Origin of the sequence: Pseudomonas sp. PSPC2-3 (assembly GCF_049898265.1) — a bacterium.
Taxonomy (GTDB): Bacteria; Pseudomonadota; Gammaproteobacteria; order Pseudomonadales; family Pseudomonadaceae; genus Aquipseudomonas; species Aquipseudomonas veronii.
Genome location: NZ_JAFCXJ010000002.1, coordinates 344,872 through 368,615, shown reverse-complemented (window position 1 = coordinate 368,615; position 23,744 = coordinate 344,872). Strand labels below are relative to the sequence as shown.

The 23,744-nt window shown below is 62.2% G+C and carries 23 protein-coding genes; 14 read left to right on the top strand and 9 right to left on the bottom strand.

The annotated features are described in order from the left end of the window. Positions 1–3 precede the first annotated feature (3 nt). Complete coding sequence (locus tag ACP7E3_RS05565) at positions 4–1,821, bottom strand: sigma-54-dependent Fis family transcriptional regulator (protein WP_108525129.1); 1,818 nt, start codon at positions 1,819–1,821, stop codon at positions 4–6. Between the two features lie 328 nt (positions 1,822–2,149). Here ACP7E3_RS05565 and ACP7E3_RS05560 point away from each other — a divergent pair, with 328 nt between their 5' ends. The 6 genes from ACP7E3_RS05560 (at position 2,150) to ACP7E3_RS05535 (ending at position 8,210) form a co-directional block, all read left to right on the top strand. Further along, the gene (locus ACP7E3_RS05560) at positions 2,150–3,244 is read left to right on the top strand and encodes an ABC transporter ATP-binding protein (RefSeq protein WP_017846710.1); all 1,095 of its coding nucleotides are present in this window, start codon (positions 2,150–2,152) and stop codon (positions 3,242–3,244) included. Further along, on the top strand, positions 3,244–4,341 hold the full coding sequence (locus ACP7E3_RS05555; protein WP_046383020.1) for an ABC transporter ATP-binding protein: 1,098 nt from the start codon (positions 3,244–3,246) through the stop codon (positions 4,339–4,341). Before ACP7E3_RS05560 ends, ACP7E3_RS05555 begins: the two co-directional genes overlap by 1 nt. Next, positions 4,338–5,204, top strand: coding sequence for a carbohydrate ABC transporter permease (locus ACP7E3_RS05550; RefSeq protein ID WP_003192014.1), 867 nt, complete (start codon positions 4,338–4,340; stop codon positions 5,202–5,204). The genes ACP7E3_RS05555 and ACP7E3_RS05550 overlap by 4 nt, the downstream gene beginning before the upstream one ends. A 10-nt stretch (positions 5,205–5,214) precedes the next feature. Next, positions 5,215–6,015: a carbohydrate ABC transporter permease gene (locus ACP7E3_RS05545; RefSeq protein ID WP_046383021.1), complete on the top strand. Its 801-nt coding sequence runs from the start codon at positions 5,215–5,217 to the stop codon at positions 6,013–6,015. Between the two features lie 10 nt (positions 6,016–6,025). Beyond that, complete coding sequence (locus ACP7E3_RS05540; protein ID WP_010567825.1) at positions 6,026–6,298, top strand: DUF2160 domain-containing protein; 273 nt, start codon at positions 6,026–6,028, stop codon at positions 6,296–6,298. A 169-nt stretch (positions 6,299–6,467) separates the two neighbouring features. Further along, the gene (locus ACP7E3_RS05535) at positions 6,468–8,210 is read left to right on the top strand and encodes an ABC transporter substrate-binding protein (RefSeq protein WP_057004393.1); all 1,743 of its coding nucleotides are present in this window, start codon (positions 6,468–6,470) and stop codon (positions 8,208–8,210) included. A 120-nt stretch (positions 8,211–8,330) separates the two neighbouring features. On the opposite strand, the gene potE is transcribed toward ACP7E3_RS05535, so the two are convergent. From potE to ACP7E3_RS05520, 3 genes are all read right to left on the bottom strand, one after another. After that, entirely contained in the window at positions 8,331–9,659 is a 1,329-nt protein-coding gene (gene potE, locus ACP7E3_RS05530; protein ID WP_046487170.1) for a putrescine-ornithine antiporter, read from the bottom strand. 342 nt (positions 9,660–10,001) lie between these two features. After that, on the bottom strand, positions 10,002–10,433 hold the full coding sequence (locus tag ACP7E3_RS05525; protein ID WP_046383024.1) for a hypothetical protein: 432 nt from the start codon (positions 10,431–10,433) through the stop codon (positions 10,002–10,004). Positions 10,434–10,580: 147 nt separating this feature from the next. Next, positions 10,581–11,729 (bottom strand): aldose epimerase family protein, encoded by a 1,149-nt coding sequence (locus ACP7E3_RS05520; RefSeq protein WP_057004388.1) that lies wholly within the window; start codon positions 11,727–11,729, stop codon positions 10,581–10,583. A gap of 138 nt (positions 11,730–11,867) precedes the next feature. On the opposite strand from ACP7E3_RS05520, the gene ACP7E3_RS05515 reads away from it, so the two are divergent. After that, positions 11,868–12,635: an SDR family NAD(P)-dependent oxidoreductase gene (locus ACP7E3_RS05515; protein WP_017846701.1), complete on the top strand. Its 768-nt coding sequence runs from the start codon at positions 11,868–11,870 to the stop codon at positions 12,633–12,635. Positions 12,636–12,641: 6 nt separating this feature from the next. Here the strand turns inward: ACP7E3_RS05515 and ACP7E3_RS05510 are convergent, their stop codons facing one another. Continuing rightward, positions 12,642–13,244: a glutathione S-transferase family protein gene (locus ACP7E3_RS05510; protein ID WP_426122507.1), complete on the bottom strand. Its 603-nt coding sequence runs from the start codon at positions 13,242–13,244 to the stop codon at positions 12,642–12,644. 114 nt (positions 13,245–13,358) lie between these two features. On the opposite strand from ACP7E3_RS05510, the gene ACP7E3_RS05505 reads away from it, so the two are divergent. Then, a complete protein-coding gene (locus ACP7E3_RS05505) occupies positions 13,359–14,285 on the top strand; it encodes a LysR substrate-binding domain-containing protein (protein WP_426122505.1) in 927 nt (308 codons plus the stop codon). A gap of 81 nt (positions 14,286–14,366) precedes the next feature. After that, the gene (gene yghU / locus ACP7E3_RS05500) at positions 14,367–15,203 is read left to right on the top strand and encodes a glutathione-dependent disulfide-bond oxidoreductase (RefSeq protein WP_046383028.1); all 837 of its coding nucleotides are present in this window, start codon (positions 14,367–14,369) and stop codon (positions 15,201–15,203) included. Positions 15,204–15,215: 12 nt separating this feature from the next. On the opposite strand, the gene ACP7E3_RS05495 is transcribed toward yghU, so the two are convergent. Then, positions 15,216–16,088, bottom strand: coding sequence for an undecaprenyl-diphosphate phosphatase (locus ACP7E3_RS05495; RefSeq protein WP_017846697.1), 873 nt, complete (start codon positions 16,086–16,088; stop codon positions 15,216–15,218). Positions 16,089–16,267: 179 nt separating this feature from the next. On the opposite strand from ACP7E3_RS05495, the gene ACP7E3_RS05490 reads away from it, so the two are divergent. Beyond that, complete coding sequence (locus ACP7E3_RS05490) at positions 16,268–16,774, top strand: GNAT family N-acetyltransferase (protein ID WP_026139989.1); 507 nt, start codon at positions 16,268–16,270, stop codon at positions 16,772–16,774. On the opposite strand, the gene ACP7E3_RS05485 is transcribed toward ACP7E3_RS05490, so the two are convergent. Continuing rightward, complete coding sequence (locus ACP7E3_RS05485; RefSeq protein WP_046383029.1) at positions 16,771–17,715, bottom strand: GlxA family transcriptional regulator; 945 nt, start codon at positions 17,713–17,715, stop codon at positions 16,771–16,773. The two genes, ACP7E3_RS05490 and ACP7E3_RS05485, sit on opposite strands and share 4 nt — an antisense overlap. 173 nt (positions 17,716–17,888) lie before the next feature. On the opposite strand from ACP7E3_RS05485, the gene ACP7E3_RS05480 reads away from it, so the two are divergent. From ACP7E3_RS05480 to ACP7E3_RS05470, 3 genes are all read left to right on the top strand, one after another. Continuing rightward, on the top strand, positions 17,889–18,488 hold the full coding sequence (locus tag ACP7E3_RS05480) for a TetR/AcrR family transcriptional regulator (RefSeq protein ID WP_128191867.1): 600 nt from the start codon (positions 17,889–17,891) through the stop codon (positions 18,486–18,488). Between the two features lie 26 nt (positions 18,489–18,514). After that, complete coding sequence (locus ACP7E3_RS05475) at positions 18,515–19,192, top strand: type 1 glutamine amidotransferase domain-containing protein (RefSeq protein WP_057004385.1); 678 nt, start codon at positions 18,515–18,517, stop codon at positions 19,190–19,192. 87 nt (positions 19,193–19,279) lie between these two features. Further along, positions 19,280–20,404: an alkene reductase gene (locus ACP7E3_RS05470; RefSeq protein ID WP_017846692.1), complete on the top strand. Its 1,125-nt coding sequence runs from the start codon at positions 19,280–19,282 to the stop codon at positions 20,402–20,404. Positions 20,405–20,463: 59 nt separating this feature from the next. Here ACP7E3_RS05470 and ACP7E3_RS05465 read toward each other — a convergent pair whose 3' ends face one another. Then, complete coding sequence (locus ACP7E3_RS05465; RefSeq protein WP_057004383.1) at positions 20,464–21,462, bottom strand: NAD(P)H-quinone oxidoreductase; 999 nt, start codon at positions 21,460–21,462, stop codon at positions 20,464–20,466. Further along, positions 21,459–22,691, bottom strand: a complete 1,233-nt coding sequence (locus ACP7E3_RS05460) for a YbfB/YjiJ family MFS transporter (RefSeq protein WP_079444153.1) — start codon at positions 22,689–22,691, stop codon at positions 21,459–21,461. Before ACP7E3_RS05460 ends, ACP7E3_RS05465 begins: the two co-directional genes overlap by 4 nt. A gap of 111 nt (positions 22,692–22,802) precedes the next feature. On the opposite strand from ACP7E3_RS05460, the gene ACP7E3_RS05455 reads away from it, so the two are divergent. Then, positions 22,803–23,678, top strand: a complete 876-nt coding sequence (locus ACP7E3_RS05455; protein WP_017846689.1) for a LysR family transcriptional regulator — start codon at positions 22,803–22,805, stop codon at positions 23,676–23,678. Positions 23,679–23,744: the final 66 nt, after the last annotated feature.

Here is a 23,744-nt window from a genome sequence, read left to right as displayed (position 1 = left end):
GTTTCAGTCATTGCCTTGGCGCAGGCGCTTGTACAGGGTGTTGCGGCTCACGCCGAGTTCCCGCGCCAGGTGGGAAATATTCCCGCCTGCCGCTTTCAAGCGCCGCGTCAGGTCGATGCTGTCCTCCAGAGGCGCGCTGGTGGGCAGCGGCGCCGTCACGTTCAGATCGACGAAGAAGTCGTCCGGCAGATGCTCCGGGCGGATCGGCTGCTCCTCGGCCATGGCCAACGCCACCTGCAACACACTGCTGACCTGGCGCAAATTGCCCGGCCACGGGTGCTGCTCGAACAACGCCAGCACCTCGGCGCTCAGCCCGGCCCATTGCTTCGGTTCGCGGTGTTGCTGCCACAGTTGTTGGAACAACGCCCGCTTGTCAGTGCGCTCGCGCAGTGGCGGCAACTCCAGGGTCAGCCCGCCAATGCGGTAGTACAAATCCTCACGGAAGCGCCCGGCCTGCACCTGCTCGCGTAGCACATGGTTGGTGGCGGAGATGATGCGCAAATCCACCGGGAACAACTCGCTGCTGCCCACCGGTTGCACGCAGCGTTCCTGCAAGACCCGCAGCAAGCGGGCCTGGGTCGGCAGTGGCATATCACCGATCTCGTCGAGAAACAGCGTGCCCTTGTCGGCCTTGCGGATCAGGCCGACGCTGCCTTTTTGATTGGCGCCGGTGAAGGCGCCTTTTTCGTAGCCGAACAGTTCCGATTCCACCAGCTCAGCGGGAATCGCCGCACAGTTCACCGCGATAAAGGCCTGTTGGCTGCGCGAACTGGCCTGGTGCAGGGCTTTGACGAATACCTCTTTGCCCACGCCGGTTTCACCGTGGATCAGCAGCGGAATGTCCTTTTCCAGCAGGCGCTCGGCCTGGCGCACGGCTTTTTCCACGCGCACATCGCCGAAATGCAGGGTCTTGAGGCTGATCGGTGCGGCTTGCGGCGGCGCCGGTTCGCTGAAAACCCGCGCGTGTACCGGCATCTGCTTGGGCCGCTTCAATAAACACTGGAAACGATTGCGGCCGGCCGCCTGCAAGGAGAACGGCAAACCCTCCGGCTGATTCAGTAACTCCAGCATCGACACCTTGAACAAGCGGTCGATCATCACCCGCGACAGGCTGATGCCCAGCAGGTTGTCGGCGCGGCGGTTGGCCGATAACACCTGGCCGCTTTCATCAAAGATCAGCAGGCCCGCCCATTGGCTGTCGAGGTTGTTCAGCCCGGTGTTGAAGGTCAACTGGAAATGCTCGCCGCGAAACAGGTTGAGGATCAGCCGGTTTTCCACGGTCTGGCTCATCATCTTGACCATGCCCAGGGTGTGGGAGGGCGGCAGGTAGCTGTCGCTGGACACGTCCAGCACCGCGATGATTTCGCGCTGGGCGTCGAAGATCGGCGCCGCCGAACCGGTCATGAAGCGGTTGGCCTTGAGGAAGTGTTCATCGTGTTCGATATGCACCGCCTGGGCACAGGCCAGCGCGGTGCCGATGGCATTGGTGCCGCTGGAACGCTCCATCCAGCTGGCGCCGGGGCTGAAACCACGGGCCAACTTGGGGTCGATAAAGCGCTGGGTGCCCCACGACGTCAAAACCTGGCCCTGGTTGTCGGCCAGCATGATCAGGCAGTTGGAGTTGCTCAGGATGTTCTCGTAGTAAGGCAACACTTCCTGGTGGGTGGTCTGCACCAGGGAATGCTGGCTCTCCAGCAATTGGCTGATGCCCTCGGCGGGCAGTTGGTCAAAGCTGGGTGGGCTCTGGTGGTCCAGGCCGAATGCGCGGCAGCGGCGCCAGGACTCCTGGATGAGGGTGTCGTGAGTCAGCGGTTCGGCCATGGAGACCTTCTTTTTATTGTTTTTGGGTCTTGCGCAATCTAACGGATGTCACCCGGTCGATGTGGGAGGGGGCAAGTCGAATCGTCGCACCGCCCCTCCCGCATGTGTTCTGCGTTGTTCAGTCAATCGGGTTCAAACAGTGTTGTTCAGAACTGTTCATTGTCAACCCGCTGAGTGTTCAGTTGTTCAGTCCGAATTGTTCATTTTTGTTCGCTCCCGAACCTCGCTTTCAGGGCATTTCCTTGTGGATCAAGCACCTGCTGCGGTTGGCACGAAACTCGCTGTGACCACTGGCCAGATTCATTCCAATAATAAAAAAGGGCGTGTCATGTCATTGACCCTGGAACATGTCTCCCGCGTCATCGAAGGCCAGACCTGGATCGACGACGCCAACCTGCGTTTCGAGGCCGGCTCCTTCAATGTGCTGCTCGGTCGCACCCTGTCCGGCAAGACCAGCCTGATGCGCCTGATGGCCGGCCTGGACAAGCCCGACAGCGGCCGCATCCTGATGAACGGCGTGGATGTCACCGCTAAACCGGTGCGCCTGCGCAACGTGTCGATGGTGTATCAACAGTTCATCAACTACCCGACCATGACCGTGTTCGAGAACATCGCCTCGCCGTTGCGCCAGGCCGGTGTGTCCAACGAGCTGATCCAGAGCAAGGTGCTGGAAACCGCGAAGATGCTGCGCATCGAGAAGTTCCTCAAGCGCCACCCGCTGGAGCTGTCCGGCGGCCAGCAGCAACGCACGGCGATGGCCCGCGCGTTGGTGAAGGATGCCGAACTGATCCTGTTCGATGAGCCGTTGGTGAACCTGGACTACAAACTGCGCGAAGAGCTGCGTCAGGAAATGCGCGAGCTGTTCAAGGCCCGCCACACCATTGCGATTTACGCCACCACCGAGCCCAACGAAGCGCTGGCACTCGGCGGCACCACCACCATCCTCCACGAAGGCCGGGTGATCCAGAGCGGCAAGGCGGCCGAGGTCTATCACCAGCCGCAGACCGTATTGGCCGCCGAGTTGTTTTCCGAACCGCCGATCAACCTGATGCCGGGCAGCATCCGCGGCAATGAAGTGAGCTTCGCCAATTTCGTACACTTCCCACTCAATGTTGACCTGCGTCCCATCGGCGAGGGCGAGTTCCGCTTTGGCGTGCGCCCCAGCCATATCAGCCTGGTGCCCAGCAACGACGACGACCTCGAACTGGCGGTGACCGTGGAAGTCGCCGAGATCAGCGGCTCGGAAACCTTCCTGCATGTGCGCAGCGAGCATTTCCTGCTGGTGCTGCACTTGCCGGGGGTGCATGAGTACGACGTCGACGCGCCGATCCGTGTGTATATCCCCACCCATAAACTGTTTGTGTTCGATGGCCAGGGCCGCTTGGTCCAGGCCCCCGGACGCCGTGTCGCGAGGGTTGCCTGATGGCCGAGATCCATTTGCAGAACCTGGCGCACAGCTACAGCCCTACGCCGACAGGTCCCGAGGACTACGCCATTCGGGAAATGAACCACGTATGGGAGCAGGGCGGCGCCTACGCCTTGCTCGGGCCTTCGGGCTGCGGCAAATCAACCCTGCTCAATATCATCTCCGGCCTGCTCAGCCCGTCCGAAGGGCACGTGCTGTTCGACCATAAAGTGGTCAACGAGCTGACCCCGGAAAAACGCAACATCGCCCAGGTGTTCCAGTTCCCGGTGGTGTACGACACCATGACGGTGTTCGACAACCTGGCTTTCCCGTTGCGTAACCAGGGCATGGCCGAGGCGAAAATTCACAGCAAGGTGCAGGAAATTGCCGAAGTCCTCGACCTGCAAAGCCTGCTGAGCAAAAAGGCACGCAACCTCACCGCCGACGAAAAACAGAAAGTCTCCATGGGCCGGGGCCTGGTGCGCGACGACGTCTCGGCGATCCTGTTCGATGAACCGCTGACGGTGATCGACCCGCACCTCAAATGGAAACTGCGGCGCAAGCTCAAGCAGATCCACGAGCAGTTCAATATCACCATGGTCTACGTGACCCACGACCAGCTGGAAGCCTCGACCTTCGCCGACAAGATCGCGGTGATGTACGGCGGGCAAATCGTGCAATTCGGCACGCCGCGGGAGTTGTTCGAGCGACCGAGCCATACGTTTGTCGGCTATTTCATCGGCAGCCCTGGGATGAATCTGATCGAAGTGCAGGCCGAGGCCGGCGGAGTGCGCTTTGCCGACACCCATCTGCGGTTGTCCGAGGCCGTGCAGCAACGCCTCGCCGACACGCCCTACACGACCTTGCAGGTGGGCATCCGCCCGGAATTCATTCATGTGTGGGATGAGCATAACCCCGACGCACTGCAAGCCGACGTCACCCATATTGAAGACCTCGGCACCTACAAGATCCTGACCCTGAGCCTGGACGGCGCCACCCTGAAAGTGCGCCTGGCCGAAGACAAACCGGTGCCCGAAGGCACCGCCTCTATCAGCTTCCCCGCGCAGTGGCTGATGCTCTACGCCGACGATTACCTGCTGGAGGTGCGGCCATGAACAAGGTGCAGAACAACAAGGCCTGGTGGTTGGTGTTGCCGGTGTTCCTGCTGGTGGCATTCAGTGCGGTGATCCCGATGATGACGGTGGTCAACTACTCGGTGCAGGACATTTTCGACCAGTCCAGCCGCTATTTCGTCGGCGCCGACTGGTACAAACAGGTGCTGCTCGACCCGCGTCTGCACGACTCGCTGCTGCGCCAGTTCATCTACTCGGCGTGCGTGCTGCTGATCGAAATCCCGCTGGGCATCGCCATCGCCCTGACCATGCCGACCAAGGGCCGCTGGTCGTCGCTGGTGCTGATCATCCTCGCCATTCCGTTGCTGATTCCGTGGAACGTGGTGGGCACCATCTGGCAGATTTTCGGCCGCGCCGATATCGGCCTGCTCGGCTCTACCCTCAATGCGCTGGGCATCAGCTACAACTACGCGGCCAACACCATGGACGCCTGGGTCACGGTGCTGGTGATGGATGTCTGGCACTGGACCTCCCTGGTGGCGCTGCTGTGCTACTCGGGGCTGCGCGCTATTCCAGACGTGTACTACCAGGCGGCGCGTATCGATCGGGCGTCGGCCTGGGCGGTTTTCCGACATATCCAGCTGCCGAAGATGAAAAGTGTGCTGCTGATCGCGGTGATGCTGCGCTTCATGGACAGTTTCATGATCTACACCGAGCCCTTCGTACTGACCGGTGGCGGGCCGGGTAACGCCACCACGTTCCTCAGCCAGACGCTGACCCAGATGGCTGTCGGCCAATTCGACCTGGGCCCGGCCGCGGCGTTTTCCCTGGTGTACTTCCTGATCATCCTGTTGGTGTCCTGGCTGTTCTACACCGCCATGACCCATTCCGACGCCAACCGCTGAGGCCACCAACATGAGCAAGCGCAAAGTCATACCGCTGCTGATCTACATCCTGTTCCTGCTGGTGCCGATCTACTGGCTGCTGAACATGTCCTTCAAAAGTAATACCGAAATCCTCGGTGGGCTGACGCTGTTTCCGCAGGATTTCACCCTGGCCAACTACAAGGTGATTTTCACTGACCCGAGTTGGTACACCGGCTATCTCAACTCGCTGTACTACGTGAGCCTGAACACGATGATCTCCTTGAGCGTGGCGCTGCCGGCGGCGTATGCGTTCTCGCGCTATCGCTTCCTGGGCGACAAGCACCTGTTTTTCTGGCTGCTGACCAACCGCATGGCGCCGCCGGCGGTGTTTCTGTTGCCGTTTTTCCAGCTGTATTCGTCCATCGGCCTGTTCGACACACATATCGCGGTGGCCCTGGCGCACTGCCTGTTCAACGTGCCATTGGCGGTGTGGATTCTCGAAGGCTTCATGTCGGGTGTGCCCAAGGAAATCGACGAAACCGCCTACATCGACGGCTACTCCTTCCCCAAGTTCTTTGTGAAGATTTTTATCCCATTGATCGGCTCCGGCATCGGCGTGACGGCGTTTTTCTGCTTCATGTTTTCCTGGGTCGAACTGCTGCTGGCGCGCACCCTGACTTCGGTCAACGCCAAGCCCATCGCGGCGGTGATGACCCGCACCGTCTCGGCGTCGGGGATCGACTGGGGCGTACTGGCGGCGGCGGGGGTGTTGACCATCCTGCCCGGCATGCTGGTGATCTGGTTTGTACGCAACCACGTGGCCAAGGGCTTTGCCCTCGGCCGGGTCTGAGGAGTCGATGATGGAATGGATGGCCTGGACCACCCCCACTGCGCTGTTCTTTGGCGGTATCGCCCTGATTCTGGCGGGCATGACCACTTGGGAATTGCGCGCGCCGAGTATCCCTCGGCGCGGGTTTCTGCCGATCAGCACCACCCGTGGTGATCGTTTGTTTATCGGTCTTCTCGGTAGCGCCTACCTGCACCTGCTGGTGATCGGCGTAACCGACTGGAGCATCTGGGTGGCGTCCGCGCTCTCCCTTGTATGGCTGTTGTGTGTGATGCGTTGGGGCTAGTGCGGATGCCTCTATTCCCTGTAGGAGCGAGCTTGCTCGCGAAATTCGTCAACGATAACGCGGCGTTTCTGGGCGTGCGCGGTGTCTGGGCGTTTTTCGCGAGCAAGCTCGCTCCTACAAGGGGTGTGTGGCGTTTGTAGTCCCTTTTGAAATCAACCAGGAGGTCTCTATGTTCGATAAAAACAATAAGCTGCGACATAGCATTTCATTGGCCGCCGTACTGGCCCTCAGCGGTTTGAGTGCCACGGCCTGGGCCGATGCGTATGAAGAGGCGGCGAAAAAATGGATCGGCAGCGAGTTCAAGCCGTCGACCCTCACGGCCGACCAGCAGCTCGAGGAACTCAAGTGGTTCATCAAGGCCGCCGAACCGTTCCGTGGGATGAAGATCAACGTGGTGTCGGAAACCCTCACCACCCATGAATACGAATCCAAGGTGCTGGCCAAGGCCTTCAGTGAAATCACCGGTATCAAGCTGACCCACGACCTGCTGCAGGAAGGCGATGTGGTGGAAAAGCTGCAAACCCAGATGCAGTCCGACAAGAATATCTATGACGGCTGGGTCAACGATTCCGACCTGATCGGTACGCACTTTCGCTACGGCAAAACCGAATCCATCACCGACCTGATGGCCAACGAAGGCAAGGACTTCACCTCGCCGACCCTGGATATCAAGGACTTTATCGGTATCTCCTTCACCACCGCGCCGGACGGCAAGATCTACCAGTTACCCGACCAGCAATTCGCCAACCTGTACTGGTTCCGCGCTGACTGGTTCGAGCGGCCGGAGCTGAAAGCCAAGTTCAAGGAAAAATACGGCTACGACCTCGGCGTGCCGGTGAACTGGTCGGCCTATGAAGACATCGCCAAGTTCTTCAGCGAGGACGTCAAGCAAATCGACGGCAAGCGCATCTATGGGCACATGGACTACGGCAAGAAAGACCCGTCCCTCGGCTGGCGCTTCACCGATGCCTGGTTCTCCATGGCTGGTGGCGGCGACAAGGGTTTGCCCAACGGTTTGCCGGTGGACGAGTGGGGCATTCGCGTCGAGGACTGCCACCCGGTGGGCTCCAGCGTCACCCGGGGCGGCGACACCAACGGCCCGGCTGCGGTGTTCGCCACGCAAAAATACGTGGACTGGATGAAAGCCTACGCACCGCCGGAAGCGGCGGGCATGACCTTCTCCGAATCCGGCCCGGTGCCGTCCCAGGGCAACATCGCCCAGCAGATCTTCTGGTACACCGCGTTCACGGCCGACATGACCAAGCCGGGCCTGCCCGTGGTCAACGCCGACGGCACGCCGAAATGGCGTATGGCGCCGTCGCCCGTCGGGCCTTATTGGGAAAAGGGCATGAAGAAGGGTTATCAGGACGTGGGTTCCTGGACCTTCCTCAAGTCGACGCCTGAGAAGCAGAAGCTCGCGGCCTGGCTGTACGCGCAGTTCGTCACCTCGAAAACCGTGTCGCTGAAGAAAACCATCGTCGGCCTGACGCCGATCCGTGAGTCGGACATCAATTCCCAGGCCATGACCGACCTGGCGCCGAAGCTTGGCGGCCTGGTGGAGTTCTACCGCAGCCCGGCCCGGGTCGAGTGGACCCCGACCGGCACCAACGTGCCGGACTATCCACGCCTGGCGCAATTGTGGTGGAGCAACATTGCGGCGGCGGCCAGCGGCGAGAAAACCCCGCAACAGGCGCTCGACAACCTGGCCAAGGAGCAAGACGCGATCATGACGCGCCTGGAGCGCTCCAAAGTGCAACCGGTGTGCGGTCCGAAAATGAACCCGGAACGTGACGCCCAATACTGGTTCGACCAGCCCGGCGCGCCGAAGCCGAAACTGGCCAACGAGAAACCCAAAGGCGAAACCGTGGCCTACGGCGACCTGCTCAAGCAGTGGGAGGCGGCGCGTAAATAATCAGTTCAGGCAAACGCGGTAAACACTGTAGGAGGGGGCTTGCCCCCGATAGCGGAGGTTCAGTCAATGCATGTATCGACTGGCGCAATCGGGGGCAAACCCCCTCCCACATTTTGATCTTCATCTGCCAGGGGAATCTGCCGGTTCCCCGACAAACCGCTTGGCCAGGAAGCCATACAACAGATACCCGAACGCCAGCACCAGCATCGCGCCAAACACCGCCTCTTCACCGCAGGCATAAATCGCATACAGCGAATACCCCACGGCCACCAGCACCACCAACGTATTGCGCGCCTGCACCGTTGCGCTGGCGTGTGCCTTGTACATCATCACCAGCAGGCCGGTGAGGGCGGTCACGTAGGGCAGCAGGTTGGTCACCACGGCCAGGTTCACCAGTTTGCTGAACTGCGCGCTGGCGCTGGGCGAGATGGTCGACAAGGCAATCAGGCTTTGCAGCGTGGCACACGCCAGCAGCCCCAGCACCGGTGCATTCGCGGCGCTGATGCGGCTGAAAAAACGCGGAAACAGGCGTTGGTCCGCCGACATCTTGGCTGTTTGCGCCAGGGTGAATTGCCAGCCCAGCAACGAGCCGATACAGGCCACCACCGCCAACGCCATGATCAGCTTGCCGACCCAGGGGCTGAACATCTGTGCGTAAACCAGTGCGAACGGTGCGGAGGACGCCGCCAGTTCGGCATTGGGCACGATGCCCTGGATCACCGCAGTCGACAGCACATACACCACCGCCACCCCAAGCGTGCCGAGCAGGCAGGCCAGGGGCACGGTGCGGTTGGGGTTCTCCACCGCGTCGTAGCCCTGGGCGGCCGACTCCATGCCAAGAAAGGCCCACAGGGTCAGAGGAATACTCGCACTGACGGCGTCCCACAGGTGCCGTTGGTGTGGGTTCCAGGCGGCCGTGAACACCTCGGGCTTGAAATAGAACCAACCGATCACGCAGAGTCCCGCCACTGGAATGATCACGCCCCATACCGTGACCACTCCGATGCGCCCGGTGATGCGCGGGCCGCCGAAGTTGGCCACGGTGGTCAGCCAGATCAGCGCCAGGCTGCCGACGAACAACGGTCCCGGCCCGCTGCCCAGCCACGGAATGAACGACGACAAATAACCCACCGCCGAAATCGCAATCGCCACATTGGCAATGATCAGCGACAGAAAATACAGAAACGAACACAGGAAAAACCCCGACTTGCCGTGGGCCTCCTCGGTATACGCCGACATCCCGCCGCTGCGGGTACAGAACAGCCCGCATTGAGCGAAGCCGTAGGCGATCGCCATCGAACCGAGCGCAGTGACGACCCACGACAGCAGCGAAATCGCGCCCAGTTGCGCCATGCTGGCCGGCAACATGATGATCCCCGAGCCCATCATGTTGATCGCTACCAGGGTGGTCAGGCCCAACAGGCTCATCTTCTTGCTTGGTGCGGCCATCCAGAACTCCTTGTGATCAACGCAAAACCTGAGCTGTGCTTTTGCTGCGCCAACCCTGCGCGGCGGCAGTCGGGCGACATTGTCACGCGCAGGATGCCCGTCTCGGTGCGACGGTGTTCGGCTTTGGCGGTGAAGGCGCGTTATTCGATCAAGCGCCTATTCATCGTGGGCCATGCTGATCCCACTGATGAAACTTGCGCAAGGAAAAAGCCGAAATAGGCAGGATTGGCGTAGGGACAGCGGCGTCCCTGGGTAGGACGCTCGCTACTGTGCTCACTCAACGGTTCGATTTATCACCCCGACGCCTGAGCCGCACATTCAAGGGCGGCTCAAAGGGAGGGATCAGGCCATGGCCTGCGGTTGGATGCGCAGTTCGCCCTCGACATCCTTGGCCAACCCACTGGCCAGAAACAACGGGGCGAGGCGCTTGTGCAGCTGTGGCTCGACAAACTCCTTCACCGTCGGCAATGCCAGCACGCCACTGAGCGGCAACTCCGCCTTGGTGTACGACAGCCACGCCTTTTTCAACATCAACAGCACATCGCTGCCGGCCGTCGAGGCAAAGCGGCGGTGGGTGGGTTTGGTGTCGAGGTTGAAGGTGTGCTGGAACTCATAGCCGGTTTCCTCCCCGCCAGCGGCAGCACAGCGCACGCAGGTGCAGGGGCCGTCGCCGAATGCGTTGCGCAGGTAGGCGTTGAAGTCCACCACGGGTTTGAGTGACAGACGCTTATCCACCTCGAACAGGTCCCCGGTCATTTTTTCGTCAGTGTTCAACGTCCAATTCCTTGCTGGTAGGCGGCTTTTCAAAGCGCGGCACAATAGCAGCCAAGCACGGTTTTGGGGACTATTTGCATCACATTAGCGCCGGACGCCGGCTTGCCGGCGACAGCGTTTCGGTCGCCGGCAAGCCCGCCGCCATCCTCAATCGGCGGAAAACTTCAAGATGGTGCGCTGGGTGTAGGTCTGCCCGGGGTCCAAGCGTGTCGAGGCAAACGTCGGTTGGTTCGGCGCATCGGGAAAGTGCTGGGTCTCCAGTGTGAAACCGCTCCAATGCAGGTAGGTTTTGCCTGCCTTGCCCTTCACCGAGCCATCGAGGAAGTTGCTGGTATAGAACTGCACCCCAGGTTCCGTGGTGTAGAGCTGCAAACGGCGGCCGGAGGCGGGGTCGTACACGTCGGCGGCGAGTTGCTTGATGTCGCCTTGGGTATCCAGCGCCCAGTTGAAGTCAAACCCGCCCTGTTTCGGCTCGGCGAATTTGAGTTGCGGATGCGCGTCCTTGATGTGCTGGCCGATGGCGGTGGGCTGGAGAAAGTCCATCGGCGTGCCCTTGACCGGTGCCACTTCGCCGGTGGGAATCAAGGTGGCATTCACCGGCGTGTAGTGGCTGGCGTGCAAGGTCGCCACCTGCTTGAGGATGTCGCCGTTGCCCGCGCCGGCGAGGTTGAAATAGCTGTGGTTGGTGAGGTTGAGCACCGTCGGTTTGTCGGTGGTGGCCTTGTAGTCGATGTGCAATTCGTTGTTGTCGTTGAGCCGATAGGTGACTTCGGTGGTCAGGTTGCCGGGAAAGCCCATCTCGCCGTCCTTGGACAGGTAGGTCAGGGTCACGCCGACCGAATCCTTGTCCTTGACGGGCTTGGCTTGCCACACGCGCTTGTCGAAGCCCTGGGCGCCGCCATGCAGCGAATTGGGACCGTCGTTGAGCGGCACCTGATAACGCTTGCCGTCGAGCTCGAACGCACCGCCGGCCAGGCGATTGCCGAAGCGGCCAATGGTCGCGCCAAAAAACGCCGTACCGCGCTGATAGCCCTGCACATCATCGAAGCCGAGCACCACGTCCTCGACCTTGCCGTGCTTGTCCGGCACTTTCAGCGCCTGCAACACGCCGCCATAGGTGATGACCGTGGCTTGCATGCCATGGCTGTTGCGCAATATGTACTGCTCGACAGCGGTGCCGTCGTTGGTTTTCCCGAAGGGTTTGTGTTCACTGGACAGACCGGCGGCCTGCGCGCCACCGCTGGCGATCAGCATGGACAAGGCGAGGCCGGACAACAGGTATCGAGGGTGCTTCATGGTCGAACTTCCTTTTGTTGTTTTGAGTGGAATAGTTCTACTAATGTGCGATATTTTGTCGGTGAGGCCGCAAATTTATAGCCTTAAACGCCGATTTCGTAAAATAAAATAAGACTAATTGATCGAGGCAACCTTGATATGAGTACTGAACAGGCCGTTTATCCCGACCTCAAGGGCAAGACCGTATTGATTTCCGGAGGCGCTTCGGGGATCGGCGAATTCATGGTGCGAGCCTTCGCCGGGCAGGGGGCCAAGGTGGCGTTCGTCGACCGCGCGCAAGGCCAGGGCGAGCGCCTGGCGGCGTTGTTGAGTGCCCAGGGGCACACCGTCGAGTTCGGTCACTGCGATATCACCGACGAGATTGCCTACAAGGCCGCGATTGCGCGCTTCGAATACGCCCTGGGGCCGATCACTGTGTTGGTGAACAATGCCGCCAACGACGTGCGTCATACCCTGGAGGAAGTTGATTCGGAGACGTTCGACAAGCTGATCGCGGTCAACCTCAAGCACGCCTTTTTTGCCGCCAAGGCTGTGGTGCCGATGATGAAACGTGCGGGTGGCGGTTCGATCATCAACCTGGGCTCCGTTGGCTGGATGATGGCCTCCGCTGGCTACCCGGTGTACGCCGCCAGCAAGGCCGCCGCCCATGGCATGACGCGGGCGCTGGCGCGTGAGCTGGGCCCGGACCGTATCCGCGTCAATACGCTGGTGCCGGGCTGGGTGATGACCGAAAAACAATTGACGATGTGGGTCGACGACGCCGCCAAGGAACTGATCAGCCGCAGCCAGTGCCTGCCTGGCAGCGTATTGCCGGAACACATCGCCAGCATGGCGCTGTTTCTCGCCTCGCAGGCGTCGGCGATGTGTTCGGCGCAGAACTTCATTGTCGATGGCGGCTGGGTGTAACTCCGGTCACTCGATGGGGTAGCGCTTGAAGGCCGGGTGCTGCTCCAGGCGTTCGGCGTGGCGTTGCACATGGGGGAACGCATCCGCCTTGACCACCGAGGCCACGGTGAACTGGCTGAAGGACCAGGCGACCGCCACCGTCAGCGAGGCCTGGGTCAGCGCTTCGCTGTCGGCCTGGCTCAGGTGTTTGTCCAGCAGCGTATACGCGGCCAGCAATTGCCCGCTGACGCGGTCGAGCCACGGCGCATGCTGCTTCTCGGCCGGCCGCAGGTTGTGTTCATAGACGATCTGCACGCTTTTCTCACAGGCCGCCAGGGCCAGCCCGAGCAACTGCAAGTCCTTGGCGCGTGCCGCGGGGGGCTGCGGCAGCAGCTTTCTGTCAGCTGGCGCGAGGGTTTCGAGGTAATCCAGGATCAGGTTGGAGTCCATCAACACGGTCCCATCGTCCAGCACCAGGGTGGGCGCCTTGACCACGGGGTTGATCCGCGCGAATGCGTTGTAGGTGCTGAACACGGACAAGGGCTCATGCACAAAATCCACCCCGTACAGTTCCAGGGAAATGGCCACGCGGCGTACATAAGGCGAGTCCAGCATGCCGACCAGTTTCATAAAGCCTCCTTGGTAATGGGTAGTTGGCAGGATTGGTTAATTTAGGTAACTTTAAAGCGGCTGTAGGTCCTGCAATATCGATTATTTTTACCGTAAAAGGTTAGCTGAGCTTACATGAGCGTATTTCCTCCCTTGACCTGCCTGCGCAGCTTCGAAGCCACCTCGCGATTGGGCAGCGTGACCTTGGCGGCCAGGGAACTGCACGTTACCCACTCAGCCATCAGCCAGCAGATCAAGGTGCTGGAAGAGCTCGTCGGTCTGGCCCTGTTCGTGCGCGAAGGTCGCGGCCTGCGGGTGAGCGAAGACGGGCGCCTGTACGCCTTGCAGATTCGCAAGGCGCTGGGAGATATCGCCGAAGCCACGCGCTTGATCCAGGCCCAACCCAAGACCGATGAACTGGTGGTCGCGGTGCTGCCCTCGTTCGGCTGCTCCTGGCTGGTCCCACGCCTGCCGACGTTCCAGGCGTTGTACCCGCATATCCGCATTCGCTTGCAAGCCAGCCTGAGCATTTCCAACCTGCATCAGGAATCGGTCGATATCGGCATCCGCATGGGCGAGGGCGATTGGGACGGCGTGGAGCAGCGGCTGTTGTTTCACGATGAAGTGATCGCCGTGGCCGCGCCTCATTTCAATCATGGGCAACTGCCGCAGACACCACAGCAGATCGTCGACAGCCCGATCATCCATAGCACCGAGTCCTGGCTGCCATGGTGCGAGGCGGCGGGCGTCGAGATGTCCGGCGAGCACGCCGGCTTATGCAGCAATGACTCCAACCTGATCCTGGAGGCGGTGCGCCTGGGGCAGGGCATCGCCCTGGAGCGGCGCAGCCTGGTGCAGGACGCCATCGCCCGTGGCGAACTGGTGCAGCTCGGCGATATCAGTGTGCCCTACGCGTATCCCTACTGGCTGGTCTGGCCGCCCCGCGAAGGTTCGCACACCAAGCAGCAGGCGTTTTCCCAGTGGTTGTTCAAGGAAGTGGACAGCTACCTGGGGCAATTGAAAGGCGTTACCGATAAGTGTCCACCCAGCGCTCAAGGATGAAGGCTGGGTTGTGACGCAACCCCAACCTTTGGTTTAGTCTGGGTCGATTCGTTGACCTCAAGCACATCAGGAGTCGTGAGCATGACCGAATACGTACCCCCCAAGGTCTGGACCTGGGACACCGAAAGTGGCGGCACATTCGCCAGTATCAACCGGCCCATCGCCGGGGCGACCCACGACAAGGTACTGCCGGTCGGCAAACACCCGCTGCAGCTGTACTCGCTGGCCACGCCCAATGGGCAGAAAGTCACGATCCTGCTCGAAGAGCTGCTGGCCCTCGGGCATACCGGCGCGGAATACGACGCCTGGCTGATCAAGATCGGCGACGGCGACCAGTTCGGCAGCGGCTTTGTCGCGGTGAACCCGAACTCGAAAATCCCCGCCTTGCTCGACCGCAGCGGCGCCACGCCGATTCGCGTGTTCGAGTCCGGTGCGATCCTGCAGTACCTGGCGGAGAAATTCGGGGCGTTCTTCCCGACCGAACCTGCGGCCCGCGCCGAGTGCCTGTCGTGGCTGTTCTGGCAGATGGGCAGCGCGCCGTACCTGGGCGGTGGCTTCGGGCATTTCTACGCCTATGCGCCGAGCAAGATGGAGTACCCGATCAACCGCTTTGCCATGGAAACCAAGCGCCAACTGGATGTGCTCGACAAGCGCCTGGCCGTGAGCGAGTACATTGCCGGTGACGACTACACCATCGCCGACATCGCCATCTGGCCCTGGTACGGCGGCCTGGTCAAAGGCCGCCTGTATGACGCGGCGCAGTTCCTTTCGGTGCAGGATTACAAACATGTGCTGCGCTGGGCCGATGCAATCGAGGCGCGCCCGGCGGTGCAGCGTGGACGACGGGTCAACCGGGTGTCCGGGCCGCTCGAAGAGCAACTGCCGGAGCGGCACGATGCGCGCGATTTCGAGCGCTGAGGTCGATGAGGCTCAGCTCAACAACCCGGTGCTGACCGCCACGATCAGGAAGATCCCCAGCAGCGCACGGTAGATCACGAACGGCCAGGTGGAGAACCGCTCCAGGAACTTCATCAGGCCCCAGATCGCGAAGAACGCCGAGACGCTGGCGACTACCAGGCCAAACAGCAAGTGCGGCCAGGCATGCACCGGCATATCGGCGTGCAGCAGCACCCACAGCTCCTTCAAGCCGGCGAGGGCGATCGCCGGCAGGCCCAGCAGAAAGGAGAAACGCGCAGCCTCTTCACGCTTGAAATTGAGGAACAGCGCGGCGGTCAGCGTGGAACCGGAGCGCGAGACCCCGGGAATCAAGGCGCCAATCTGTGCGATACCGACGATCAACGCATCGCGCAGGCGCATTTCGCTCACCTCCCGCGTATGCCGCGCACGCAGTTCGGCGGCCGCCAGCAACACTGCCATCACCACGCAGGCAATGCCGATCACCATCAACCCGCGCAGCGGCGAGTTACAGGCATTCAAGGTCGACGACAACGCCAGGCCGGCAATGCAGATCGGAATGGTCGCCAGCACAATCGCCACCGCCAGCTTGAACCACTGATTGTTGTAGTCACCCTGGCGCACCGCGCCAATGCTGCCGGTGACCACCTGGCGCACATCGCGCCAGAAGTAACTGACCACCGCCGCCAGCGCCGCCAGTTGCATCGCCGCCGAAAACGCCGAGCCCGGGTCTTGCCAGCCGAGCAGGGCGGGGACCACACGCATATGGGCGGTGGACGACACCGGCAACAATTCGGTAATGCCCTGGATCACGCCCAGGATGAAAATCTGCAGGTAATCCAGGGAGGCGAAGCCCACATCCAGGCCGGCGGAACAGACGTTGGTCAAAGTACATGTCCTTGAGAAAAAAGAGGCAGCCGGCGAAGTTTATTCGAAATGTTTCGAAGGTTCGGACGGGGCGGCAGCTATTTGCAATCGGTTCAGCAAGTAGAAAGGTTCATGCCGCTATTGGACTGGGGCAGCGTTTTGTGAACAATGGCGCCCTGCGTTTTTTCACCGAGAGCCTCATGCCTGAAACCACCGTCGAATTGATCCAGACCGGCCCGGAAGCGTCCGAGCTGATCCGCAATCTGTACCAGTACTACGCCTATGAGTCCTCGGACTGGGAGCAGGAAGATGTCGAGGCGGACGGCCGTTTCTACATCCATGACGAACACCTGAACCGCTATTGGCACGACCCGCAGTGGAGCGCCAACCTGCTGCTGGTCGACGGTTATATCGCCGGTTTCCTGCTGATCGAAGGCAGTGAATTGCCGGGCATCGATGCCCTGGAACTGGCCGACCTGTTCATCCTCAAGCGCTACCGGCGCAAGGGCATCGGCAGCGCGATCGCCACCCAGGTGCTATGCAGCGGCGCGGCCAACTGGCTGGTGCGTTTCTATGACCAGGATGAAGTGTCCCAGGCGTTCTGGCGCACCGTGCTGGATAACCTGCCACGCCCGGTGCAGACCCTCGAACTGGACGATGATCCGCAACTGACCAGTTACCTGATCACGCGGGCGTCGTTGCACTAAACGCTGCGCTCGCTGAAAAAAGCCTGCTGCATGGCCTGGGGCGGCTGCCCGAAGGCACGCAGAAACGCCTGGCGCATGCGCTCGCGGTCGCCGAAGCCGGTTTCGCGGGCGACCACCTCGACCGGGTGGCGGCTGGTTTCCATCATCGCCCGCGCCGCTTCCACCCGCAGGGATTCGATGGCCTTGGCCGGTGTCTGCCCGGTTTCTTCGCGAAACACCCGGCTGAACTGGCGCGGGCTGAGCCGTGCGACATCGGCCAGGGCTTCCACCGACAGGTCGTGGGTCAGGTTCTCGCGGGCATAGGCCAGGGCCAGTTGGATTCGGTCGGATTTGGGGTCCAATTCCAGCAACGCCGATAACTGCGACTGTTCGCTGCCCCGACGCTGGGCAATCACCAGCTTGCGCGCGATACGCCGGGCGAGGTCGCTGCCCAGGTCGTTCTCCACCATTGCCAGCGCCAGGTCGACCCCAGCGCTCATGCCGGCGCCGGTCCAGATCTGGCCGTCGACGATGAACAGTTTGTCTTCTTCCAACTGAATATCCGGGTAGCGCTTGCGAAACGCCGGTGCGTGAATCCAGTGAGTGGTGGTGCGCTTGCCCGCCAATAACCCGGCCTCGGCCAGCACGAAGATGCCCATGCACAGCGAGGCGACACGCCGCGATTGAGCGGACGCGGCCTTGACCAGCGCCAGCAGGTTGGCCTCCGGCAGGCGAAATTCCAGGTAGCCGCTGACGATCAGGGTGTCATAGCCCTGCGGCCGGATCGGTGTGGTGTTCACCGAGAACCCCTGGGACGTCATCACCGCGCCGCCGCTTTCCGACACCAGGTGAAACTCGTAGGCCGGCTCGCCGCGCAGCAGGTTCGCGCACTCGAACACCGAGCCCAGGCTGAGGCTCAGGGACTGGAAGTTCGGGTAAACCATCAGCGCAACGCTATGCATCGCCATACTCCAACGCGGGCGGGAGGGGCGATTGTCGGCGCGTGCCGGGAAAACGGCAACCGGGTTCGGCGCATGTCCGCAATCCTTGCGGATATGACATTGTGGGCGCCCGGCCCGGCTCCTAACATTCACCCCATGCACTAGACGACTGGTCTAATCGGACGGAGTGAAGCATGCACAGCGCCAGCAAAAGTCCACGGCAGACCATTCTCGACGCGGCGCAATCGATTGTCGGCGCCAAAGGGTTTTCTGCGGTGGGGTTGAACGAAATCCTGCAAGCCGCCGATGTGCCCAAAGGTTCGTTCTATCACTACTTCCACTCCAAAGATGCATTCGGTGTGGTATTGCTCGACCACTACTTCGATCACTACGTAGAGGGCATGGCGCAACTGTTCGAGCAGCCCGGGTTGTCCCCGCGCGCCAAGTTGATGCGCTATTGGCAAGGCTGGATCGACAACCAGACCGGCTGCACCGACGCGGGCAAATGCCTTGCCGTCAAACTCGGTGCGGAAGTGTCAGACCTTTCAGAACCCATGCGCTTGGCCCTGGATCGCGGCACGTCGAGGACCATCGCCTTGCTTGCCGACGCGATCGGGCGCGGCGTCGAGGACGGTTCGCTGACAGTGGCGCAAGCCCCGCAAAGCCTGGCCCGGAGCCTGTATGCGTTATGGCTGGGGAGCAGCGTCATGAGCAAGATCACCCGTACATCCGCGCCGTTTGATCAGGCGCTGCTGCTGACCCGACAGCTGTTGGGTTGCCCTGACACACACTGACCTTAACCCTATCGAGGCACTGGAACATGAAAGTATTAATGGTACTGACCTCTCACGACCAGCTGGGCGATACCGGGCGCAAGACCGGTTTCTGGCTCGAAGAATTTGCCGCACCGTACTACGTGTTCAAGGACGCCGGCGCCGATGTGGTGCTGGCGTCCCCGGCCGGCGGCCAGCCGCCACTGGACCCGGCGAGCGATCAAGCGGATGCGCAGACCGAACAGACCCGCCGCTTTGCCGCCGACCCGGCCGCGCAGCAGGCCCTGGCCAACACCGTCAAGCTGGACACGATCAACACCGCCGACTTCGACACCGTGTTCTATCCAGGTGGCCACGGCCCTCTGTGGGACCTGGCGGAGTCGCCAGTGTCCATCGCCCTGATCGAGGCGTTCGAGCGGGCCGGCAAGCCCATCGGTTTTGTCTGCCACGCACCGGGTGCCTTGCGCCACGTCAAGGCGGTCAATGGTGAGCCGCTGGTCAAGGGCCGTCGCGTCACTGGCTTTTCCAACGCGGAAGAAGCCGCGGTCGGCCTGACCGATGTGGTGCCGTTCCTGATCGAAAACGATTTCAAGGCACTGGGCGGCAAGTATGAGAAGGGCGCCGATTGGCAATCCTTTGTGCTTGAAGACGGTTTGCTGGTCACCGGGCAGAACCCTGCCAGTTCCAGCGCTGTTGCCAAGGCCCTGCTGAAGCTCACCGCATAAGTTAATCAACGGTTTTAAACCTGCATGGATTGGCGGCTCTCAAGAGCCGCCAACGGTTTCGCTCGTCCTGAATTTGGAATCTTTCAAATGACCCACAGTGTTTTAAGTACCCCGATAAAACTCGGGCATCACACCTTGGCCAACCGCGTCGTTCTGCCACCGCTGACGCGTCAACGCAGCGCGCAACCCGGCGATGTCGCCACCGAGCTGATGGCCGAGTATTACCGTCAACGCGCCTCGGCCGGTTTCATGGTCAGCGAGGGCACCCAGATCGAGCCGCGTGGCCAGGGTTATGCCTGGACGCCGGGCATCTACACCCCGGCGCAGATCGACGGTTGGCGCACCGTCACCGACGCGGTGCATGCCGAAGGCGGGGTGATCTTCGCCCAGCTCTGGCATGTGGGCCGGGTGTCCCACAATGCGTTGCAGCCTGACGGCGCCGCGCCCGTCGCACCGTCCGCGCTCCAGGCGGAACAGGCGAAGGCGTTCATCGCCACCGGGCCTGGCCAGGGTGAACTGGTCCAACCGCCCGTGCCCCGTGCCTTGACCACCCTTGAGGTCAAGGCATTGGTCGGGCACTACGCACAGGCGGCACGCAATGCATTGGACGCCGGGTTTGACGGGGTGGAGATCCATGCGGCCAACGGTTACCTGGTCAACCAGTTCATCTCGGCCCACGCCAACCAGCGCGACGACGAGTACGGTGGTTCGCTGCACAACCGTCTGCGTTTTTTGCGGGAGATTGTCGAGGCTGTGAGCCAGGTGGTCGGCCCGCAGCGCCTGGGCGTGCGCTTTTCGCCGTTGTTCAGCGGCACCGATCAGGACCGCGTGTACATCGGCCTGGTGGAAGACGACCCGCACCACACCTACCTGGAAGCGATCAAGGTGCTGCAAGCGGCGGGCATCGCCTATGTCTCGATTGCCGAAGCCGACTGGGACAACGCCCCCGACCTGCCCGACACGTTCCGTCAGGCCGTGCGTGACACCTTTACCGGGCGGATTATCTACGCCGGGCGTTACACCGCCGAGCGCGGTGCGCGGTTGGTCGACGCGGGGTTGGCCGACCTGATTGCGTTCGGGCGGCCCTTCATTGCCAACCCGGACTTACCGCAACGGCTCTTCAATGGCTGGCCGTTGAATCCGCTGCGGGCGGAGGGGATGTATGGTGGCAATGAAGTGGGCTATATCGATTACCCGGTGCATGCCCAATAGGTCATTTCTTGTGCGAGCTGTCGGGCCCTGCCAAGGCCCGACAGTGACAGCATCAGGCGTCACGCCACCTGCAACACAATCTTGCCGATATGATCCCCACCTTCCATCCGGGCATGGGCCTGGGCGGCGTCGGTGTAGGCGTAGACCTTGTCGATGATCGGCAGGCAACGCCCGGCGGCCAGCACAGGCCATACCTGTTCGCGCAGCTGTTCGGCGATCATGGCCTTTTCCTCGCGGGTGCGGGGGCGCAACAGTGAACCGGTTATCACCGCGCGTTTGCCGAGGATGGTCAGCAGGTCGACGTCATGCGCCTTGCCGCCGCCGAGAAAGCCGAGCATGACCAGGTGACCATCCATGGCCAGGGCCTTGAGGTTATTGTTCAGGTACGAGGCCCCCATGATGTCGAGGATTACATCAACCCCCTGATCGGCGGTCTTCTGCGCGATGACGTCGGCGAAGTCCTGCTCGCGGTAGTTGATCGGTTCGGCGCCCAGCTTGGCGATGGCGGCGCATTTGTCGGCGCTGCCGGCGGTGGCGAAGGCCTCGATACCGAATTCGCGGCAGAGCATCAGCGCGGTGGTGCCGATGCCACTGGTGCCGCCGTGGATCAACACGCGCTGGCCTTTATGCGCGCCGGCGAGGCCGAACAGGTTGGACCACACCGTGAAGAACGTTTCCGGCACGGCGGCGGCTTGAATCCAGTCCATGCCCTCGGGGATCGGCAACGCCTGGCTGGCGGGCACCGCGCAAAACTGGGCATAGCCGCCGCCATTGGTCAGGGCACACACCTTGTCGCCAATGGCGTATGCGCTGACGCCGTCGCCGAGCGCCACCACTTCACCGGCCACTTCCAGCCCCGGAATCAGGCTCATGCCGGGTTTCAGCGGGTACTTGCCGGCGCGTTGCAAGGCGTCCGGGCGATTGACCCCGGCCGCCTGCACACGGATCAGGATCTCGCCGGGGCCCGCCACCGGTACGGCGACCCGCCGCGGTTGCAGGACGTCGGGGCCGCCGGGCTGGGTGATTTCGATCAGGGTCATTTCGTGCGGGAGCGTCATTCGAGAGTTCCTGTGGCGATGAGCGTATGGGTTGGGACCGCCTCTGACGGGCGGCGGTTCAGCAGGATCATGCCCAGTTCCAGCAGCAGCGCGACCACGATGGCCCCGGCCGCGATCATGAACAACAGGGCATGCTGGCCGCCGCTGCCGTTGAACAGCGCCGAGTAGGCAAAGCCTGCCAGCGCCTGGAACGTGGCGAAAGATACCGTTGCGCGGCTCCAGGCGAGCTGTTGATGGTGATGGTTGGGCACCAGCTCATGAACCCGCGCCAATGCCAGCGGCACGATACCCGGCGGGAACGAACCGAGGATCACCGCCAGCAGCGCCAACGCGGTGAACGAACTGGAGACCGGCAGCAGGCCGATCGTAATCGCCTGCACCGCCAGCACCAGGCGGATGCTCAGGCGCGCACCGAGCTTGTCGGCGAGAAATCCATACGTGACCGGGCCGACAATCGCCCCCAGGCCGTACATTACCCAGATCATCGCCCCGACGTGCGGCCCGGCCCCCAGGCCACGGGCGACGTAGTCCACCAGGAACACCATGGCTGGCACCAGCCCGGCGGCCATGAACGCGTATTGCCCAAACAGCAGGTATACGCCCGGCGGGGTCGCGACGGATGCGTTGGCTTGCGGTGCCGCTTCATGCAGGGTGCCCGAAGGCCAGCCGAACCAGCTCGCTGCCGTCAATACCAGCGCCAACAGGCCCAGGCCGAACCACGTCTGTTGCAAACCCAGGCTCAACAACGGCGGCACAATCGTCCCGGAGCCTGCAATGCCCAGGCCGATGCCGAGGAAGATCGCGCCGCTGGCCAGGCCCCGACGCGCCGCGGGTACGTGGGGCAACACCGTCGCCGCCACCAGCACCATGATCGCGCCCCCGGCGATGCCCGACAGCAGGCGCCAGGCGAAGAACCAGAGCAACGACAAGGGAAAGCCACAGGCAAAGAACGCCAGGGTCACGGCCACCATCATCAGCCGCAAGGCGGCCGTGTTCGAGGTGCGCCGGGCGAGGGGCCGTCCGATCAGTGCGCCGACCAGGTAGCCCACCAGGTTGGCGGCGCCGAGGTACACCACGTCACTGGCGGCAAACCAGTGAGCCTGGATCAGCGAGGGGATCAGCGGGGTATAGGCGAAGCGCGCCAGGCCGATGCTGACCAGGCTGGCGCACAGGCCGGCGAAGATCGGTAACCACAGTGCGCGGCGGGGCGGGGTGTGAGTGTCGGGCATGACGGCGGTCCTGAGGGTTTTCTCTGGCGCTCAGCATAGCCCCGTTGCATGATGCAATAACGCTGCGAGTATGCGGCACATCGATGCATATATGCAGCATAAGGAGAGGGCATGAATTGGGACGATGCACGGGTCTTCCTGGCGGTGTGCCGCGAGTCGACCTTACGTGGCGCGGCGCGGGTGCTGGGGGTTGACCAGGCCACCGTCGGCCGACGGATCAACGCGCTGGAAAAGTCCTTGAGCGCCACCCTGTTCCTGCGCACCTCCGAAGGCTACGCGCTGACCGCCGTCGGCGAAGCCGCCCTGCGCAGCGTGGAAAAAATGGAGCGCTCGGCCCTCGAGCTGGAGCGCCAGATACAAGGCTTGGACGAACGCCTGACCGGCACCGTGCGGGTCAGTACCACCGACTCGTTGGCCATCGATTTTCTGATCCCGGCGATTGCCCGCTTGCACGAGCAGCACCCCGACGTGCGCGTGCATCTGGACGCGTCCACCCAGTTTCTCAGCCTGGCCAAGCGCGAAACCGACATCGCCGTGCGTAACATGCGCCCGGACAGCCCTGACCTGATCGCGCGGCGTATCGCACGTTGGCCGGTTGGGTTGTTTGCCTCCCAGGCTTATATCGACCGCCACGGCGCACCGGAGCCCGGCAGCCTGTTCGAAGGCCATGATCTGGTGGTGTACCACGCCTATCTGCAGAGCCAGAAGGACATGACCCTGGTCTGCGAACCCCTGGGCCGCGGCCGCATCGCGGCCACCCTGAGCTCCGGCCTGCTGGTGCGCCGTTCCATTGCCGCCGGCATCGGTATCGGTGAAATGCCGGTGTGTACCGGCGAACGCGACGGGCTGGTGCGTCTCTGGCCGGAGCGCACTCGGCCGATGCCTTACGACGTCTGGCTGGTGACCCACGCCGACCTGCGCCACACCGCGCGGGTGCGGGTGGTGATCGATGAAATCGTCGCGGGGTTTGCCGGCACCGGGGAGTGAGGTCAGCACACGCTTGCAAGCTCGCCGGCATCTTTGCGCACACAATCGGCGGCAGTCATCTCACGG